Origin of the sequence: Citrobacter sp. Cb004 (assembly GCF_030337065.1) — a bacterium.
Lineage (GTDB): Bacteria > Pseudomonadota > Gammaproteobacteria > Enterobacterales > Enterobacteriaceae > Citrobacter > Citrobacter braakii.
In genome coordinates this window covers 13,745-30,650 of record NZ_JAOWCH010000050.1, presented here as the reverse complement: position 1 = coordinate 30,650, position 16,906 = coordinate 13,745, and the positions used below count along the sequence as shown (strand labels likewise).

The 16,906-nt window shown below is 50.8% G+C and carries 17 protein-coding genes; 12 read left to right on the top strand and 5 right to left on the bottom strand.

All coding sequences use genetic code 11. The annotated features are described in order from the left end of the window. The first annotated feature begins 109 nt into the window (after window positions 1-109). Window positions 110-691 (top strand): superoxide dismutase [Fe], encoded by a 582-nt coding sequence (gene sodB, locus OGV65_RS08540; protein WP_016152988.1) that lies wholly within the window; start codon window positions 110-112, stop codon window positions 689-691. Window positions 692-731: 40 nt separating this feature from the next. Here sodB and OGV65_RS08535 read toward each other — a convergent pair whose 3' ends face one another. Beyond that, complete coding sequence (locus OGV65_RS08535; RefSeq protein ID WP_103766268.1) at window positions 732-1,901, bottom strand: MFS transporter; 1,170 nt, start codon at window positions 1,899-1,901, stop codon at window positions 732-734. A 176-nt stretch (window positions 1,902-2,077) separates the two neighbouring features. Then, window positions 2,078-2,167: a cytochrome bd-I accessory subunit CydH gene (gene cydH, locus OGV65_RS08530; RefSeq protein ID WP_003029209.1), complete on the bottom strand. Its 90-nt coding sequence runs from the start codon at window positions 2,165-2,167 to the stop codon at window positions 2,078-2,080. 297 nt (window positions 2,168-2,464) lie between these two features. Here cydH and purR point away from each other — a divergent pair, with 297 nt between their 5' ends. Next, entirely contained in the window at window positions 2,465-3,490 is a 1,026-nt protein-coding gene (purR, locus tag OGV65_RS08525; RefSeq protein WP_003832757.1) for an HTH-type transcriptional repressor PurR, read from the top strand. On the opposite strand, the gene punR is transcribed toward purR, so the two are convergent. Beyond that, window positions 3,487-4,419 (bottom strand): DNA-binding transcriptional activator PunR, encoded by a 933-nt coding sequence (gene punR / locus OGV65_RS08520; protein ID WP_049281608.1) that lies wholly within the window; start codon window positions 4,417-4,419, stop codon window positions 3,487-3,489. The two genes, purR and punR, sit on opposite strands and share 4 nt — an antisense overlap. Window positions 4,420-4,532: 113 nt before the next feature. Here punR and punC point away from each other — a divergent pair, with 113 nt between their 5' ends. Continuing rightward, complete coding sequence (punC, locus tag OGV65_RS08515; protein WP_016156423.1) at window positions 4,533-5,738, top strand: purine nucleoside transporter PunC; 1,206 nt, start codon at window positions 4,533-4,535, stop codon at window positions 5,736-5,738. Window positions 5,739-6,028: 290 nt separating this feature from the next. Continuing rightward, entirely contained in the window at window positions 6,029-7,177 is a 1,149-nt protein-coding gene (gene cfa / locus OGV65_RS08510) for a cyclopropane fatty acyl phospholipid synthase (protein ID WP_016152983.1), read from the top strand. A gap of 41 nt (window positions 7,178-7,218) precedes the next feature. Here cfa and OGV65_RS08505 read toward each other — a convergent pair whose 3' ends face one another. Then, complete coding sequence (locus tag OGV65_RS08505; RefSeq protein ID WP_016152982.1) at window positions 7,219-7,866, bottom strand: riboflavin synthase; 648 nt, start codon at window positions 7,864-7,866, stop codon at window positions 7,219-7,221. Between the two features lie 217 nt (window positions 7,867-8,083). Here OGV65_RS08505 and mdtK point away from each other — a divergent pair, with 217 nt between their 5' ends. Continuing rightward, window positions 8,084-9,457, top strand: coding sequence for a multidrug efflux MATE transporter MdtK (mdtK, locus tag OGV65_RS08500; protein WP_016152981.1), 1,374 nt, complete (start codon window positions 8,084-8,086; stop codon window positions 9,455-9,457). A 38-nt stretch (window positions 9,458-9,495) separates the two neighbouring features. Here mdtK and OGV65_RS08495 read toward each other — a convergent pair whose 3' ends face one another. After that, window positions 9,496-10,194: an RluA family pseudouridine synthase gene (locus tag OGV65_RS08495; protein WP_049281610.1), complete on the bottom strand. Its 699-nt coding sequence runs from the start codon at window positions 10,192-10,194 to the stop codon at window positions 9,496-9,498. A 133-nt stretch (window positions 10,195-10,327) separates the two neighbouring features. On the opposite strand from OGV65_RS08495, the gene OGV65_RS08490 reads away from it, so the two are divergent. The 7 genes from OGV65_RS08490 (at window position 10,328) to OGV65_RS08460 (ending at window position 16,850) form a co-directional block, all read left to right on the top strand. Beyond that, window positions 10,328-11,119, top strand: a complete 792-nt coding sequence (locus tag OGV65_RS08490) for a PhzF family phenazine biosynthesis protein (RefSeq protein WP_181628686.1) — start codon at window positions 10,328-10,330, stop codon at window positions 11,117-11,119. Between the two features lie 36 nt (window positions 11,120-11,155). Beyond that, a complete protein-coding gene (locus OGV65_RS08485; protein ID WP_016152978.1) occupies window positions 11,156-11,464 on the top strand; it encodes a monooxygenase in 309 nt (102 codons plus the stop codon). A gap of 245 nt (window positions 11,465-11,709) precedes the next feature. Beyond that, window positions 11,710-12,105 (top strand): RidA family protein, encoded by a 396-nt coding sequence (locus OGV65_RS08480; protein ID WP_019076721.1) that lies wholly within the window; start codon window positions 11,710-11,712, stop codon window positions 12,103-12,105. Window positions 12,106-12,132: 27 nt separating this feature from the next. Further along, window positions 12,133-13,101: a threo-3-hydroxy-L-aspartate ammonia-lyase gene (locus OGV65_RS08475; protein ID WP_016156418.1), complete on the top strand. Its 969-nt coding sequence runs from the start codon at window positions 12,133-12,135 to the stop codon at window positions 13,099-13,101. A gap of 124 nt (window positions 13,102-13,225) precedes the next feature. Then, window positions 13,226-13,867 carry a helix-turn-helix transcriptional regulator gene (locus OGV65_RS08470; protein WP_016152975.1) on the top strand — a complete coding sequence of 214 codons (642 nt, stop codon included), beginning with the start codon at window positions 13,226-13,228 and terminating at the stop codon, window positions 13,865-13,867. A 542-nt stretch (window positions 13,868-14,409) separates the two neighbouring features. Beyond that, complete coding sequence (locus OGV65_RS08465; protein ID WP_016152974.1) at window positions 14,410-14,904, top strand: putative pterin-binding protein; 495 nt, start codon at window positions 14,410-14,412, stop codon at window positions 14,902-14,904. A gap of 17 nt (window positions 14,905-14,921) precedes the next feature. Continuing rightward, window positions 14,922-16,850, top strand: coding sequence for a putative bifunctional diguanylate cyclase/phosphodiesterase (locus OGV65_RS08460; RefSeq protein ID WP_286454851.1), 1,929 nt, complete (start codon window positions 14,922-14,924; stop codon window positions 16,848-16,850). Window positions 16,851-16,906: the final 56 nt, after the last annotated feature.

Sequence of the window (16,906 nt, the reverse complement as noted above, 5' to 3'; positions counted from 1 at the left end):
CTGCTGTAGGGTAAGTTCTTCTTTTGCATAACCTTTCAATTTGCTACCCTATCCTTACTCACAATGAGGCTATTGTGTGTACTCAATACAAATAATAAGGAGAGAAGCAATGTCGTTTGAATTACCTGCATTACCGTATGCCAAAGATGCTCTGGCACCGCACATTTCTGCCGAAACGCTGGAATATCACTATGGCAAACACCATCAAACTTACGTGACTAATCTGAACAACCTGATTAAAGGCACGGCGTTTGAAGGCAAATCACTGGAAGAGATCGTACGTAGCTCTGAAGGCGGTGTATTCAATAACGCAGCACAGGTATGGAACCACACGTTCTACTGGAACTGCCTGGCACCGAACGCAGGTGGCGAACCTACCGGTAAACTGGCCGAAGCAATTGCCGCCTCCTTTGGCAGCTTTGCGGATTTCAAAGCGCAGTTCACCGATGCCGCTATTAAAAACTTCGGTTCTGGCTGGACCTGGCTGGTAAAAGGAACGGATGGCAAACTGGCTATCGTTTCCACCTCCAATGCAGGTACACCGCTGACCACCGACGCGACGCCGCTGATGACCGTTGACGTATGGGAACACGCCTACTACATCGATTATCGCAATGCCCGTCCTGGCTACCTGGAAAACTTCTGGGCGCTGGTGAACTGGGAATTTGTTGCGAAGAACTTCGCAGCATAAAAAAGATGACGCAGAAGGAGAACCCTTCTGCGTTTTAGCATTAATTCGCGGTAGTGAAAGCCTCTTCAGGCTGTTTGCGCGCCGAGATAAAGACCAGCAGCAGCGCAAGCCCCGCCACAATTGCCCCCATCACCGGAACAAAGCTGTAGCCCAACCCACCGGAAATCACCGCCCCACCGGCTGCGGCACCCAGAGCATTCCCCAGATTAAACGCGCCAATGTTGACTGACGATGATAATCCAGGCGCTTCGCTGGCAACGCGCATCACGCGCATCTGCAACGGCGGAACGACCGCAAACGTCGCTGCCCCCCAGACCACCATACTAACTGCCGCACCCAGCTCATTACGCGCCAGGAAAGGAATGGCCAGCATAATAACCATCAGCAGCAGTAAAAAGCCTTTCAGCGTACCGTTGACGGAACGGTCAGCCAGTTTGCCACCAAGATAGTTACCGATTGAGAAGCCAACGCCAATCAGCACCAGCATACCGGTCACAAACGCCGGTGTGGCATGGGTGATCGTATGTAACACTGGTGAGATATAGGTATAAAGCGTGAACATCGCCCCGGCTCCCAGAACGGTCGTCAGCAGCGCCGACAGCACCTGCGGACGCATAAGTACCGCCAGTTCGCTACGGACATCCGGGCGCTCTCCCGCCCCACCTTTGGGTAATGAGACGAACAGGCTGACCATGGAGATGACGCCCAGACCCGCCGTTGCCATAAACGACATACGCCAGCCGATGGTTTCACCAAGCCAGGTCGCCGCAGGAACGCCACCAATATTGGCAATGGTCAACCCCATAAACATGGTTGCCACGGCGCTGGCCTGCTTATGTTTGGGTACTACGCTTGCAGCGACAACGGAGCCAAGACCAAAAAATGCCCCATGGTTCAGACTGGTCAAAATACGCGATAACATCAGGGTGGTGTAATCCGGCGAGATAGCCGAAAGCACGTTGCCCAGCGTGAAAATCGCCATCAGGAATATCAACGCATTACGTCGCGCACGATGGGACAGCAGTAATGTCATCAGCGGAGCCCCCACCATCACCCCAACCGCATACGCGCTGATTAACATTCCGGCCGCGGGAATCGAGACATCCACACCTTTGGCAATGACGGGCAATAATCCCATTGGCGAAAATTCAGTGGTGCCAATGCCAAACGCGCCGATCGCCAGCGCCAGTAAAGGATAATTGAGTTTCATATTTCGACTCCGTAACGTCGAGCCGGGGCGCGACATAAAATAAGAGTCAAAAGCATGACATTGATCGCAAAATTAATAAAGTTAACAAAATTGCAAAAGACTTTTGCTTATTCGCAAACAATCGACGGGAAAGGCAAGCGGAAAGGATGAGGGAGAGCGAACTCCCTCGGGGGAAATCAATGCAGCGCTGCGGTCAGGCCACCCGCGACGATCAAACCCAGAACAATAATGGTAGTCACTAACGAAAATTTCAGATCGGTGCTCATCAAGTTTTCTCCTTTTTATTCCCACACAAAAAGTGATATTGCGCATTTTTACACACTTGAAAGCAAAAATCTCTCACGATTTATATTGATAACTGCTTTTAACTCTTCCCCTTTTCGTTAAGATCAGACAAAATTCCACGCTTACTTGATTAGCGTACCGGCCATTGACCCCTTCCTGACGTTCCGTGTCGTTTTCCCGGCGTGCCGCAACCCTTACGTTGCGCTAAGGGTGTGTTAAGGCAAACGTTTACCTGGAGTATTCTCAGGAGCTTAGGATATGGTCTGGAGTGAGATGTAATGGCAACAATTAAAGATGTAGCGAAGCGAGCAAACGTTTCCACTACAACCGTATCACACGTAATTAACAAGACGCGCTTTGTCGCGGAAGAAACGCGTAATGCTGTCTGGGCGGCGATCAAAGAGCTGCACTATTCTCCGAGCGCCGTGGCGCGCAGCCTGAAGGTGAATCACACCAAGTCTATTGGCTTGCTGGCCACCAGCAGCGAAGCGGCCTATTTCGCTGAAATTATCGAAGCCGTTGAGAAAAACTGTTTCCAGAAAGGCTATACCCTGATTCTGGGTAACGCATGGAACAGCCTCGAAAAACAGCAGGCTTATCTGTCGATGATGGCGCAAAAGCGCGTTGATGGTCTGCTGGTGATGTGTTCTGAGTATCCGGAGTCGCTGCTTTCGATGCTCGAAGAGTACCGCCATATTCCGATGGTCGTCATGGACTGGGGCGAAGCTAAAGCCGACTTTACCGATACGGTCATTGATAACGCCTTCGAAGGCGGTTACATGGCGGGTCGGTATCTGGTAGAACGCGGTCATCGTGAGATTGGCGTGATCCCAGGACCAATGGAGCGTAATACCGGAGCCGGGCGTCTGGCAGGCTTTATGAAAGCGATGGAAGAAGCGCTGATTAAAGTTCCTGAAAACTGGATTGTGCAGGGCGATTTTGAGCCTGAATCGGGCTATCGCGCCATGCAGCAAATTCTGTCACAGTCGCATCGTCCTACCGCCGTCTTCTGCGGTGGCGATATCATGGCGATGGGTGCGCTGTGCGCCGCTGACGAGATGGGACTGCGCGTACCGCAGGATGTCTCGCTCATCGGTTACGACAACGTGCGCAACGCCCGCTTCTTCACGCCGGCTCTGACGACCATTCACCAGCCTAAAGATTCACTGGGGGAAACGGCCTTCAACATGCTGTTAGACCGTATTGTGAATAAACGTGAAGAGTCGCAGTCTATCGAGGTTCATCCGCGCCTGGTAGAGCGCCGTTCCGTTGCCGACGGCCCGTTCCGCGATTACCGTCGTTAAGACTGTGGTGCGGGAGCCTCATCGGGCTCCCGCAACCATTCCTTATTCAGCGTTTCACTATCCCCTAAATAGTCCAGCAGCCAGCTCAATGCTGGCGACGTATCGTTCTGTTGCCAGGTCAGGCAGCATGCGGCATCAGGAAATGGATTCTCCAGCTGTAGCGCGACCCATTTGCCGCTATCAATCCACGGTTTGGCAAAATGCGTCGGTACCATGCCCACGCACAGACCTGCAGATAAACAGGTCGCAGAAGATTCCCAGTCAGGCACCACAACGCGCTTTTGGTTATCCAGCAGCCAGGTAATACGCTTAGGAAGCGTACGCGACGTGTCTTCACGCACCAGCGACGGCCAGTTGCGCAACGTGTCGTCGCTTAGCGGTCCGGGCATTGACGCCAACGGATGATGGCTTGCCACCACGCAGCTCCAGCTCAGCATTCCCATGTCGCGGAAGGTATAGCGCCCCCCCACCGGAATCGCCTGCGTGGCGCCGATTGCCAGCTCAACGCGCCCATCGGACAGCGCATCCCAGACACCGTTAAACACCTCCTGGAAAACCAGCAGCTCCACATCATCAAAATGACGGTAGAAATCCACGATCATCTGTCGGGTACGATCCGGGCGGACAATGTTATCTACCGCGATCGCCAACTGCCCGCGCCAGCCGTTGGCAATTTGCTGACATTGCTGGCGGGTGATCTGCATTTTTTTGATAACAGAGCGGCCTTCTTTGAGAAACCATGCACCGGCAGGCGTCAATTCCACGTCCCGATGGCGTCGCTCAAAAAGCGGCACCGCCAGCCACTCTTCCAGTTGACGCACGGTGTAGCTTACCGCCGAGGGTACGCGGTGCAACTCCTGCGCGGCCGAACTAAAGCTACCGTTACGCGCAACCGCATCCACAACTTCAAGTGAATATTCCGACCACATGTTCTGCCTACAAAAAATTTGAAATCAGTAAGCAAATATTAGCGTTTCACAGCAAGAATTACACTCACTACACTCAGCGGCATTGTTCTACTGCTAAAAAAAGAGAAATGATGATGCAACCTGGGAAAGGATTTTTAGTCTGGCTGGCGGGTCTTAGCGTACTCGGCTTTCTGGCAACGGATATGTATCTGCCCGCCTTTGCAGCAATTCAGTCCGATCTGCAGACGCCTGCATCTGCCGTCAGCGCCAGTCTTAGCTTATTCTTAGCGGGTTTTGCCGTCGCGCAACTTCTGTGGGGGCCGCTCTCTGACCACTATGGTCGCAAGCCTGTTTTGCTGCTGGGTTTATCCATCTTCGCGCTGGGCAGTTTGGGCATGCTGTGGGTTGAAAATGCCACCGGTCTGCTGGTACTGCGCTTTGTTCAGGCCGTTGGCGTTTGTGCGGCATCGGTTATCTGGCAGGCGCTGGTCACCGATTATTATCCTTCACAAAAAGTAAACCGCATCTTTGCCACCATTATGCCGTTGGTCGGGCTATCCCCGGCATTAGCGCCGTTATTAGGCAGTTGGATCCTGGTACATTTTTCCTGGCAGGCCATTTTCGCCACCCTGTTTGCCATTACTCTAATCCTGATGCTTCCGGCTCTGCGCTTAAAACCAACAGCTAAAGCACGCGACGACAGCCAGGATAAACTGACTTTCGCTACCCTGTTGCGCTCAAAAGTTTACCGCGGAAACGTGCTGATTTATGCCGCCTGCTCCGCGAGCTTCTTCGCGTGGCTGACGGGTTCCCCGTTCATCCTCAGCGAAATGGGCTACAGTCCGGCGGTGATTGGCCTGAGTTATGTTCCGCAAACCATCGCTTTCTTAATTGGTGGTTACGGCTGCCGCGCTGCGCTGCAAAAATGGCAGGGCCGTCAGTTGCTGCCCTGGTTACTCATTCTGTATGCCTTTAGCGTAGTGGCCACCTGGGCAACCGGATTTATTCACCATGTTGCGCTGGCTGAAATCCTCATCCCATTCTGCGTTATGGCGATTGCCAATGGAGCAATCTACCCAATTGTTGTGGCTCAGGCGTTACGTCCTTTCCCACAGGCTACGGGACGCGCAGCGGCATTGCAGAACACACTGCAACTGGGTTTATGCTTCCTGGCAAGCCTTGTGGTTTCCTGGTTGATCGCCACCCCGCTGCTCACCACCACCAGCGTGATGCTGACAACGGTGCTGCTGGCGGCCGCGGGTTACAAAATGCAATCGCAGAAGGCTAACGCCCCGCACACAGATGATCGGGCGCAAATTGCCCACGGTGAGTCTCACTAGTAATCACCTTTGATAATTGATTAGCCTGCTAATATTTATTGGTTGAATCGTCAAAAATTCAGGCCTATACTGATTTCCGGTTGTTAAAAAAACGATAATTGTTATGTGTTAACGGGGACAAGAACGTTCCCGTTTTCCCATGGATGGTCTTTTCGGCAAGGGTTCCTCCCTTCCTCTGTTCTACGTCGGATTATAGATTCGCGGATTAATTCCGTGAGAGTTCTCACAAAGCCCAAAAAAGCGTCTACGCTATTTTAAGGTTCTGATCACCGACCAGTGATGGAGAAGCTATGAGTTCATCGTGTATAGAAGACGTCAGCGTACCGGATGATGACTGGTACCGCATCACCAATGAATTATTAAGCCGTGCAGGTATTACCATTAATGGTCCGGCACCGGCAGATATTCGCGTAACGAACCCCGATTTTTTCAAACGCGTACTGCAGGAAGGATCGTTAGGGTTGGGCGAAAGTTATATGGATGGCTGGTGGGAATGCGACCGGCTGGACATGTTTTTTTGTAAAGTCCTGCGCGCCGGTCTTGAAAACCAACTCCCCCGCCACTTTAAAGATACGCTCCGTATCGCCACGGCTCGCCTGTTCAATTTACAGACCAAAAAACGTGCGTGGGTCGTCGGCAAAGAACACTACGATTTGGGCAACGATCTCTTTACCCGCATGCTGGACCCTTATATGCAGTATTCCTGCGCCTACTGGAAAGATGCCGATACCCTGGAATCTGCCCAACAGGCGAAGCTAAAAATGATTGCCGAAAAACTGCAGTTGAAGCCAGGCATGCGGGTGCTCGATATTGGCTGCGGCTGGGGCGGCTTATCCCAGTTTATGGCGTCACAATATGGCGTTAGCGTGGTGGGCGTGACCGTTTCGGCAGAACAGCAGAAAATGGCGCAGGCGCGTTGTGCGGGGCTGGATGTCACAATTTTGCTGCAGGATTATCGCGACCTTAACGACAAATTTGATCGCATTGTCTCCGTCGGCATGTTTGAGCATGTGGGGCCGAAGAACTACGCGACTTATTTTGAGGTGGTTGATCGTAATTTAAAACCCGACGGCCTCTTTTTGCTGCATAGCATCGGCTCTAAAAAGACCGACAATAACGTTGATCCGTGGATCAATAAATATATCTTCCCGAACGGCTGTTTACCGTCAGTTCGCCAGATTGCCAACGCCAGCGAGCCGCATTTTGTGATGGAAGACTGGCATAATTTTGGCGCGGATTACGATACAACGTTGATGGCCTGGCACGAGCGTTTCATGAGATCCTGGCCTGAAATCGCCGATAACTATACCGAACGCTTTAAACGGATGTTCAGCTATTACCTGAACGCCTGCGCCGGTGCGTTTCGTGCTCGCGACATTCAGCTGTGGCAGGTGGTTTTTTCCCGCGGCGTTGAACACGGCCTGCGCGTTCCCCGCTAATCGTTATCACCCCCGTGCCAACGGGGGTTTTACACTCTGGCTTAGGCTCCCGCCTCACCCGTTACGTTACTGATGGCGCTTTCACGCGCCGCCAGTACGCGCTCAACGGTATCAACCACCGCCTGGGTTTGAGGATCGATTTCGATATTGACCCGCGCGCCTAACTTTTTCTTACCCAGCGTCGTACGTTCCAGCGTTTCCGGGATCAAATGCACACAGAAACGCGTCGGTGTCACCTCGCCGACCGTCAGACTGATGCCATCAATTCCGATAAATCCTTTGTACAAGATGTATTTCATCAGCGACGGATCCTGAACTTTAAACCACACCTGGCGGTTGTTCTCCGAGGTCAGAATTTTCGACACTTCGGCGGTCGTCATAATATGGCCCGACATTAAATGTCCGCCAATTTCATCACTGAATTTTGCCGCACGCTCAACGTTGACCAAATCCCCAACCTTCAGGTCACCCAGATTGGTGATACGCAGCGTTTCTTTCATCAGATCAAAGCTTATCTGGTTACCGTTGATTTCGGTTACCGTCAGGCAGCACCCATTGTGGGCAACCGATGCGCCGGTCTCCAGCGCATCCAACATATATTCAGGTAACTCCACAACATGCGTACGAAAATTTGGTTTTTCATCAATGGACACCAATTTCGCGGTGCCCTGCACAATACCCGTAAACATACTTCTAACTCCTGAACTGAATTAAGACATCTCTGCACAGCACAATAGCAGGTGGAAATTCAGGTTGCCAGCAATGCGCCGCTACTGCCTGTTTTTTCACTGGAGAATTACGTATTCCTCGCTACAATAGACTGAAATTTCCCCTGCTTTTTCTCCTTGCTGCCATATAAGGCGGCTTTTTTAGTCTCTCAAATAACAACAATATAGTGGTGTACACGTGCAAAAGTATGTAAGTGAAGCGCGTCAGTTATTAGCTCTGGCAATTCCGGTGATTCTTGCGCAAATCGCTCAAACCGCAATGGGATTCGTTGATACCGTCATGGCGGGCGGATACAGCGCCACGGACATGGCGGCCGTCGCCATTGGCACATCTATCTGGCTGCCGGCCATTTTGTTTGGTCACGGACTGCTGCTGGCCTTGACGCCAGTGATTGCGCAACTCAATGGTTCCGGGCGCCGCGATCGTATCGCCCATCAAATACGCCAGGGTTTCTGGCTGGCGGGCAGCGTCTCCATTCTGATTATGATCGTGCTCTGGAACGCGGGATACATTATTCGCTCCATGCATAACATCGACCCGGCGCTGGCGGATAAAGCCGTCGGCTACCTGCGTGCGTTGCTGTGGGGCGCGCCGGGGTATTTGTTCTTCCAGGTAGCCCGTAACCAGTGTGAAGGTCTGGCCAAAACCAAACCGGCGATGGTGATGGGATTTCTCGGCCTGCTGGTGAACATTCCTGTTAACTATGTTTTCATTTATGGGCATTTTGGCATGCCGGAACTTGGCGGCGTGGGCTGCGGCGTGGCAACGGCGGCGGTTTACTGGGTGATGTTTATCGCCATGCTGTCATACGTTAAACGCGCACGCTCGATGCGTGATATCCGTAATGAGCGTGGTTTCCAGAAACCGGACACCGCCGTAATGAAGCGCCTGGTACAGCTGGGTTTACCTATCGCGCTGGCGTTATTTTTCGAAGTGACGCTGTTTGCTGTGGTGGCGCTGCTGGTTTCCCCGCTGGGGATTGTCGACGTGGCCGGACACCAGATCGCGCTCAACTTCAGCTCGTTAATGTTCGTCCTGCCGATGTCTCTGGCTGCAGCCGTCACCATTCGAGTCGGTTATCGTCTGGGCCAGGGTTCCACGCTGGATGCGCAAACCGCAGCCAGAACAGGTCTGGGCGTCGGCGTCTGCATGGCGGTTGTGACGGCGATTTTCACCGTAACATTCCGTGAGCACATTGCCCTGCTCTACAACAATAACCCGGAAGTTGTCGCTCTGGCAGCGCAGCTCATGTTACTGGCCGCGGTGTATCAAATATCGGACTCTATCCAGGTTATTGGCAGCGGTATCCTACGTGGTTATAAAGATACGCGTTCCATTTTCTTTATTACCTTTACGGCATACTGGGTACTGGGTCTGCCGAGCGGTTATATTCTGGCGCTGACCGATCTGGTGGTTGACCGGATGGGACCGGCAGGATTTTGGATGGGCTTTATTATCGGCCTGACCTCTGCGGCAGTGTTGATGATGCTGCGGATGCGTTTTCTGCAGCGCCAGCCGTCAGCGGTTATTTTACAACGCGCCGCACGATAATCCCCAAATAGCCGCCATCTGGCGGCTTTTTTATATCCTCAAAACGGGCTGGCGTTTTGGGCCGTCATCCATTCCTGACTGACCGGATGCCTGAAATGCAGTTCACTGGCATGCAGCATCAGTCTCGACGTCCGTTCGGTGCCTGGCAGCAGACGCCCACCATATAAATCGCACCCCAAAATGGGATGCCCCAACTGCTGACAGTGGATCCGCAACTGGTGGGTACGCCCGGTTTCAGGCGTCAGCCGTACCCGCGTCAAAGCGAGTAACGTCCCATCTTGCTGGCGATGATGAAAACGCTCAATAACCTGATAGCGCGAGCGCGCGGGTTTACCGTTAATGGCGCAAATCGACATCCGTGGAAACAGCGCCGGGTCTTTGGCAATCGCTGCGTCTATAACGCCTTCATCGTTTTTCAGATGCCCGCACAACAACGCACTATACACCTTGCTTACCGCGCGCTGACTGAACTGCTGGCAAAGCGCGGCGTTGATAGCCTTGTTACGGGCAATCACCATCAGCCCTGACGTCCCAAAATCAAGCCGATGTACCAGCGTACAGCCGGGGTAAATCTGTACCAGCCGGTGATGTACCGAATCGAGATTCTGCGGGTTTTTCCCCGACAAACTAAGCAGTCCGGTGGGTTTATTGATAAGCACCAGATGCTCGTCCTGATAGAGGATCGCTATCTCCTCATGACAAGGCGGGGCAATAAAGGTATCGAGGATCGTAGACATGAGCGGCCAGGATGAAGTGTGGAAACGGATGATAGCGAATTTTTACCACACTGGCGAATCAGGGCGCTTAACCAATGACAATCATTGCATGATAGAGTGTGGGATATCCTGAGTGCGATGAGAGGGTTACACCGTGCAACAAATCGATTTCTACATGGTAGATGCCTTTACCACTACGACGTTTGGCGGTAATGCCGCAGCAGTATGCCCGCTCGATGACTGGTTGCCCGATGAAATATTATTAAAAATGTCGCAGCAGCATAACCAGTCGGAAACCGCTTTTTTTGTCGCCAATGAGAATGGCTTCGAGCTGCGTTGGTTTACCACGCAAGGCGAAATTAATCTGTGTGGGCACGCCACGCTTGCCGCCGCACATGTCATCTTTGAACATCTGGATTACCCGGAAGCGACCATCCATTTTGCCACCCGTTTTGTGGGTCCACTGACGGTCACGCGCAGCGGTGATTGGCTGACGCTTGATTTTCCTGCCTGGCAAAGCGAACCTGCCGAACCGCCCACCTTACTGCTGGAAACATTGGGCATCACCGAATATAAAGAAGTGCGCGTCGCGCGCGATTACATGGTCGTGATGGAGAATCAACAGCAGGTTGAGGCTGTGCGCCCGAATATCCACGCCATGATTCCCCTCGGGAAAATGGTATGTATCACCGCGCCGGGTGACGGGGAATACGATTTCGTCAGCCGTTTCTTCTGCCCGGGTGAAGCAGTCGCAGAAGACCCGGTCACCGGTTCGACGCATAGCATGCTGATTCCTTACTGGGCTGCAAAACTGAATAAAACGCAGATGCTGGCGCGACAGGTCTCTGAACGCGGCGGCGATTTACGCTGCCAACTGACAGGAACACGTGTTTATATCGGTGGACAAGCAGTAACTTATCTGACGGGTAAAGTGCTGTTACGCTAGTAGCCTTACCCGAATTAACCAATCCATGGAGGATTTATGGCGAACAAACTCGTGCAGATACACTTTGATTTTCCTGGTCCGTTTGGCGCTGAGATGTCACATCAACTTGTTGAACTGGCCGAATCCATCAACCAGGAGCCGGGTTTCATCTGGAAAATCTGGACCGAGAACGCAGCAAACCACGAAGCGGGTGGCATCTACCTGTTTCAGGATGAAGACAGCGCTCTGGCCTATATCAAAAAACACACGGCCCGCCTGAAGCACCTGGGAGTGGAAGACGTGACGTGCAAAATCTTCGATATTAATGAGCCGTTAAGTAAGATTAACCACGGCCATATCGGCTAATTTTTGGCTTTAACGCCCCGCCCCGGGGCGCTTCTTCACTCCCCTGCTTTACCCTCATCAAAAGCGTTCCCCCTCTTTCACCGCGCCAGGATAGCTATATAACGTGGGTCACGTTTGCCTTAGTTCACAAAATCATCACCTGTGAAAACTATCACTAGCCGAACGCGGTATGAAAGCGTATAAAATAATACAAACAGTATTATTTTATACAAAATGAATTATCAATAACTACAGGAGATTCTCTTATGTCCGTGGACATTACATTGAACTCATCTGCAGGAGGTTTTCCGCCTGCAGGTCATTACTCACACAGTACAACGGCTGGCGGATTCGTCTTCATTTCTGGTCAGTTGCCGGTCACGAGTGATGGCGAAAAAAAAACCGAGGCCTCTTTTGAAGAGCAGACGCGGCTGGTACTGCAGAATATTGATGCCTGCCTGGCTGGCGCAGGGGTTTCTCGACAGCACCTGGTGTCAGTACGCGTCTATGTGACAGATATCAACCAATGGCCAACGTTTAACAAAATCTATGGGGAGTGGATCGGTGATTTCCGGCCCTCCCGCGCGGTAGCGGGCGTTGCAGAACTTCATTATGGTTTCGCGCTGGAAGTTGAAGCTATTGCCCTGGCCCCACAAGCATGACGTTTAACGACATACAGGTGAACAACAATGACTGAAATGACACTGCCTGATTATAACGATGTTGCCGCCGCGGCAGAGCGCATCGCCGACTATGCCAACAAAACGCCGGTGATGACCTCCCGAACGGTTAATGACGAATTTGGTGCTGAAGTTTTCTTCAAGTGCGAAAACTTCCAGAGAATGGGCGCGTTTAAATTTCGCGGAGCCATGAATGCGTTACGCCAGTTCACGCCAGAACAACGCGCTGCGGGCGTCGTCACCTTTTCGTCCGGCAACCATGCACAGGCCATTGCCCTGTCGGCAAAATTGTTGGGGATCCCGGCGACGATTATCATGCCGCATGATGCCCCGGCGGCTAAAGTTGCAGCCACAAAAGGCTATGGTGGAAATGTGGTGATTTACGATCGCTATACCGAAGATCGTGAAAAAATCGGACGGGAGCTGGCAGAGAAACAAGGATTGACGCTGATCCCGCCATACGACCATCCGCACGTGATTGCGGGCCAGGGTACCGCCACAAAAGAGCTGATTGAAGAAGTGGGTCAGCTAGACGTTCTTTTCGTGTGTCTGGGCGGTGGCGGCCTGCTTTCGGGCTCCTCACTGGCAGCCAGACATCTGTCACCTGACTGCATCATCTATGGTGTCGAGCCGGAGGCAGGAAACGATGGTCAACAATCGTTTCGCAGCGGAAAGATTGTTCATATCGATACGCCGAAAACCATTGCTGACGGTGCTCAGACCCAACATCTCGGGAATATTACGTTTCCGATTATCCAGCGAAATGTGCACGATATTCTGACTGTCTCAGACGATGAATTAGTCGCCTCGATGAAATTTATCGCTGAGCGAATGAAAATTGTCGTGGAGCCGACTGGCTGTCTGGGTTTTGCCGCCGCCAGAGCACGCAAAGCTGAACTTCGCGGCAAAAAAATCGGCATTATCATCAGCGGTGGGAACGTGGATATCAGCCGCTACAGTGAATTCCTTGCCGGGTAATCAAGAAGGTATCTGCCATGCGGATACCTTATTACCGTCTGAACACTCGCGTCTGGAAAAGCGAACCCTGCTCACTGTAAACTGCCCGCAATCATGGCAACAGGCATCACCGCAGGAGACTGGCATGCCAAAAACCGATAACAACTCACTTCTCAGCCAAATTGACACTATCGCCAGGGGCTTGAGCGAGACCTTCTCTCCGTTTTGCGAAGTGGTGGTTCATGATCTCAAAAATCCTGAACATGCCATTTTATCCATCCATAATAACCTGTCCGGGCGAGAACCCGGCCAACCGGCAACAGAACTGGGTCTGGCGCGAATCGCATCGCCTGAATTTCCCAGCATTATAGCCAACTACAGCAACCAGTTTGCCGATGGCCGCCCGGTGAAAAGTACCTCCATCGGCATCAAGGATGACGAAGGCAAATACGTAGCAGCACTCTGTCTGAACGTGGATATGACGCTGTTTCGTGGCATGCAGAGTGCCCTTGCGCGTTTTACTGAAACCGCGGACTCTCCCATTAAGGAACATATCGATCCCGGCAGTAACGAAGTCATCCGCCAGCGTATCGATGACTTTGCCGCTAAATGCGCAACGACGGCCCGCGCCCTGAAACCTGAAGACCGTAAACGACTGATTCAACAATTACGCAAAGACGGTTTGCTGAACGTACGAAAATCTATGGACACAGTGGCGCAGCATCTGGGCGTCTCCAGAGCAACCGCGTATCTGTATGCCCGCCAGTCGGCTCAGGCTGGCGAATAAGCCCGGTTATGCGGCGCTCAGCAAGGTATATCCGCCTGGCTCATGCAGCAAGCCAGCGCGGCATATTCCCCCAATCGCGGTGCATCCAGCCATTGATAAGTTCATTAAGTTGCTGACGATCCCGTAGGTGATTTTGCATATTTTGAATTCCTGATAATTGACTATTTTTGAACGTCTGCTACGCCTGTGGAATCTAATCCCGGGAATAGGCAAAAGTTTGATTTATTCAACAAGGTTACCCGCCGATAAAACAACGATTCCCTGTCGCTGCACAAAAAAAATAAACCTTTATGATCGTGTGATTTTTTAACAACCACAGAGTGAGTGTTTTTTGTACAGACACAACAAAAATCACCGTCCGCTAATAACAGACTTCGCCTGATTTAATAAATATTCATAACCATTAATCATGGTAACTCATTGATTTAAATAAATTAAAATACAAACAACTTCACATCATCAATAATAGACAGGCGGAATATATAAATAGCGTGATATCTAAATTATAATTCTTTTACATCCGGCTGATTGGTGAGGTTAGAATGCGGTTAATAGTCATGTTGGTAAGCGTTGTGCTCTCCACCCAGCTTTGGGCGGGTGAACTTTCCAGGCCCACCGGTAAAGTTCTTTTAACGTTATCCGGTAATATTGAAAATACAAATGAAGACGGGAAAGCGGTTTTTGATACCGCCAGCCTTGAGAAGCTGGGCATGGTAAGTTTTCAGACCACCTCCCCCTGGTATAATGGACGTACGACCTTTACGGGTATTCCACTACAAAAACTCATGGATTATGTTGGAGCGAGCGGCTCCGTTGTAAAGGTTACTGCGCTTAATGACTACACCACCGTTATCCCTCTCAGTGATTTCAAAAAATACAATGCCATCCTTGCTTTAAAAATCAACGGAAAATATATGCGCATCCGTGATAAGGGCCCATTATTCATTGTGTACCCCTATGACAGCATGCCGGAACTAAATAATCAGATTTATTATTCAAGGTCTGCATGGCAGGTCAGTAGTATGGATATTGAGTAAGCGTTCAGAGGAACATCATGAACAGAATACTGGCTGGCATCATCTTTTTTCTTTTTATATCGACCGGATATATCTCTTTCCTCGTACATGAAAGGCAACAAGAGCTACAGAAACTGACTCACTACACCGATTCCTGGTCTGCCGCTCAGTTGGTATCACAATATTACCGATTTGAATCGTTGCTTGGTCTTTACACTATCGATGATACGATGAATCTTGATGATGTACGCATGCGTCTCGACATTATGCTCAGCCAGAGTGATTTGATAAAAGAAGGTGATTTGGGGCGCTACATAGAAAGCAATATTGCCCACCGTGAGCTAGCGGTAACACTTGAAAATATCCTTAGTTATCTGGATGATAATCTCGAGAAAATGAACCGTCCAGCACTCCAGGCGTATCTGAAAAAAATGCATACCCTGGATGCACAACTTGGGCGTCTTTCATCCGGCGCATTAAACAAAGATGTAAACTCGATTAATAACGCCAACCAAAAAATTCAAACGCTGTACTATATTTACTCAACGACATCTGTACTGCTAATAATACTGAGTGCGATTCTGGGCGTGCTCATTTTTTATCAAAACAGAAATATTCTGCGGGCGCACCTTCAGGTCAAGAGTCTTGCCGAAGAACTGCAGAAATCGAAGGAAAAGCTACAAATTCAGAATGCCAAACTGGAATATGACGTCTACCATGACTCGCTCACCGAGATGAATAACCGCCAGTTATTCTGGAGCGATTTAAATAAAACAATCGAAATGGCAGAGAAAAATAACGATGCTGTGACGGTGATGTTGTTTGATTTAGATCGATTCAAAGAGGTCAATGATACATATGGTCATGATGCCGGTGATATGTTACTGCGCCAGATATCGGATCGCCTGATTTCGACAAGCCTTACGTCGGATACGCTGTATCGCTTAGGCGGGGATGAGTTTGCGTTTCTCTCAAGTGGTCTGACAGAAAGTCGGGCCGTTTCGCGAGCCCAGAAAATATGTGAGTTTATCAGCCAGCCCTACACTATTTACAACACAATTATCAACATAACCACCTGTGTTGGCATTGTTATCTCAGAAAATGAGCGTCGCTCTGACTATCTTTATAAATTTGCCGATCTGGCCCTTTATGAAGCCAAAAATGAAGGCTCTGGCAAGATAAAAGTCTTCCGGCAACGAATGTTAGAAAAATTGCAGGAAAGCAGAACGCTTGAGCATGATATGGCATTAGCAATAGTGAACAAAGAGTTCGTGGTGTATTACCAGCCTATTGTCGATTCTTTCAGTCAGAAAATATACAGCTATGAGGCGCTTATTCGTTGGATCCATCCTCTCAAGGGCCTCCTGTCGCCGGATAGCTTTATTCCTGTTGCTGAAAAAACAGGGATGATTAATGAGATGGGGAAAGCGGTACTGGAAATTGCCTGCAGGGAAGCCGCGGGTTGGGCGGTTCCGGCTAAAATTTCAGTCAATGTCTCCCCTGTCCAGCTAATCAGCAAGGCCTTTGCAGGAATCGTGTTAACCATTCTGAAAGAAACTGGACTTCCACCTGACCGCCTCGAACTGGAAGTGACTGAATCCTCTCTCTTTACCGAGAGTGCTACGCCGATAAATACGCTTAATAAGCTCCGGGCCCTGGGGGTAAAAATCTCCATCGATGATTTTGGTACCGGATACTCTTCTCTTTCGCGCCTCAGCAGACTGGCCTTCGATAAAATCAAAATAGACAAGTCCTTTGTGCATTCGATATCTACGCAGGAAGACGCCCTGACTATCATCAAACTGATCACGGGCATGGCGAAATCTCTCAATATGAAAGCTGTTGCAGAAGGTGTTGAAACGCAGGAGCAGCTGACAAGACTTCAGGCTCTGGGCTGCGATTTCGCGCAAGGATATCTGTTTGGCAAACCTCAGCCTTGTATCGATGAAGAAATCAGAAACGGTTAAATCGCGGTCGGCACATTTGCCCGTGGGTGCAGGGCCGCATTTTCTCATCGATTACA

Bases quoted from the DNA above. Each gene is read 5' to 3' on its own strand.
- OGV65_RS08475 (WP_016156418.1), top strand. From the start codon at position 12,133: ATGACTGAAATGACACTGCCTGATTATAACGATGTTGCCGCCGCGGCA.
- cfa (WP_016152983.1), top strand. From the start codon at position 6,029: ATGAGTTCATCGTGTATAGAAGACGTCAGCGTACCGGATGATGACTGG.
- OGV65_RS08480 (WP_019076721.1), top strand. From the start codon at position 11,710: ATGTCCGTGGACATTACATTGAACTCATCTGCAGGAGGTTTTCCGCCT.
- OGV65_RS08470 (WP_016152975.1), top strand. From the start codon at position 13,226: ATGCCAAAAACCGATAACAACTCACTTCTCAGCCAAATTGACACTATC.
- cydH (WP_003029209.1), bottom strand. From the start codon at position 2,167: ATGAGCACCGATCTGAAATTTTCGTTAGTGACTACCATTATTGTTCTG.
- OGV65_RS08505 (WP_016152982.1), bottom strand. From the start codon at position 7,866: ATGTTTACGGGTATTGTGCAGGGCACCGCGAAATTGGTGTCCATTGAT.
- OGV65_RS08535 (WP_103766268.1), bottom strand. From the start codon at position 1,901: ATGAAACTCAATTATCCTTTACTGGCGCTGGCGATCGGCGCGTTTGGC.
- OGV65_RS08495 (WP_049281610.1), bottom strand. From the start codon at position 10,194: ATGTCTACGATCCTCGATACCTTTATTGCCCCGCCTTGTCATGAGGAG.
- OGV65_RS08460 (WP_286454851.1), top strand. From the start codon at position 14,922: ATGAACAGAATACTGGCTGGCATCATCTTTTTTCTTTTTATATCGACC.
- sodB (WP_016152988.1), top strand. From the start codon at position 110: ATGTCGTTTGAATTACCTGCATTACCGTATGCCAAAGATGCTCTGGCA.
- OGV65_RS08485 (WP_016152978.1), top strand. From the start codon at position 11,156: ATGGCGAACAAACTCGTGCAGATACACTTTGATTTTCCTGGTCCGTTT.
- OGV65_RS08465 (WP_016152974.1), top strand. From the start codon at position 14,410: ATGCGGTTAATAGTCATGTTGGTAAGCGTTGTGCTCTCCACCCAGCTT.
- punC (WP_016156423.1), top strand. From the start codon at position 4,533: ATGCAACCTGGGAAAGGATTTTTAGTCTGGCTGGCGGGTCTTAGCGTA.
- punR (WP_049281608.1), bottom strand. From the start codon at position 4,419: ATGTGGTCGGAATATTCACTTGAAGTTGTGGATGCGGTTGCGCGTAAC.
- purR (WP_003832757.1), top strand. From the start codon at position 2,465: ATGGCAACAATTAAAGATGTAGCGAAGCGAGCAAACGTTTCCACTACA.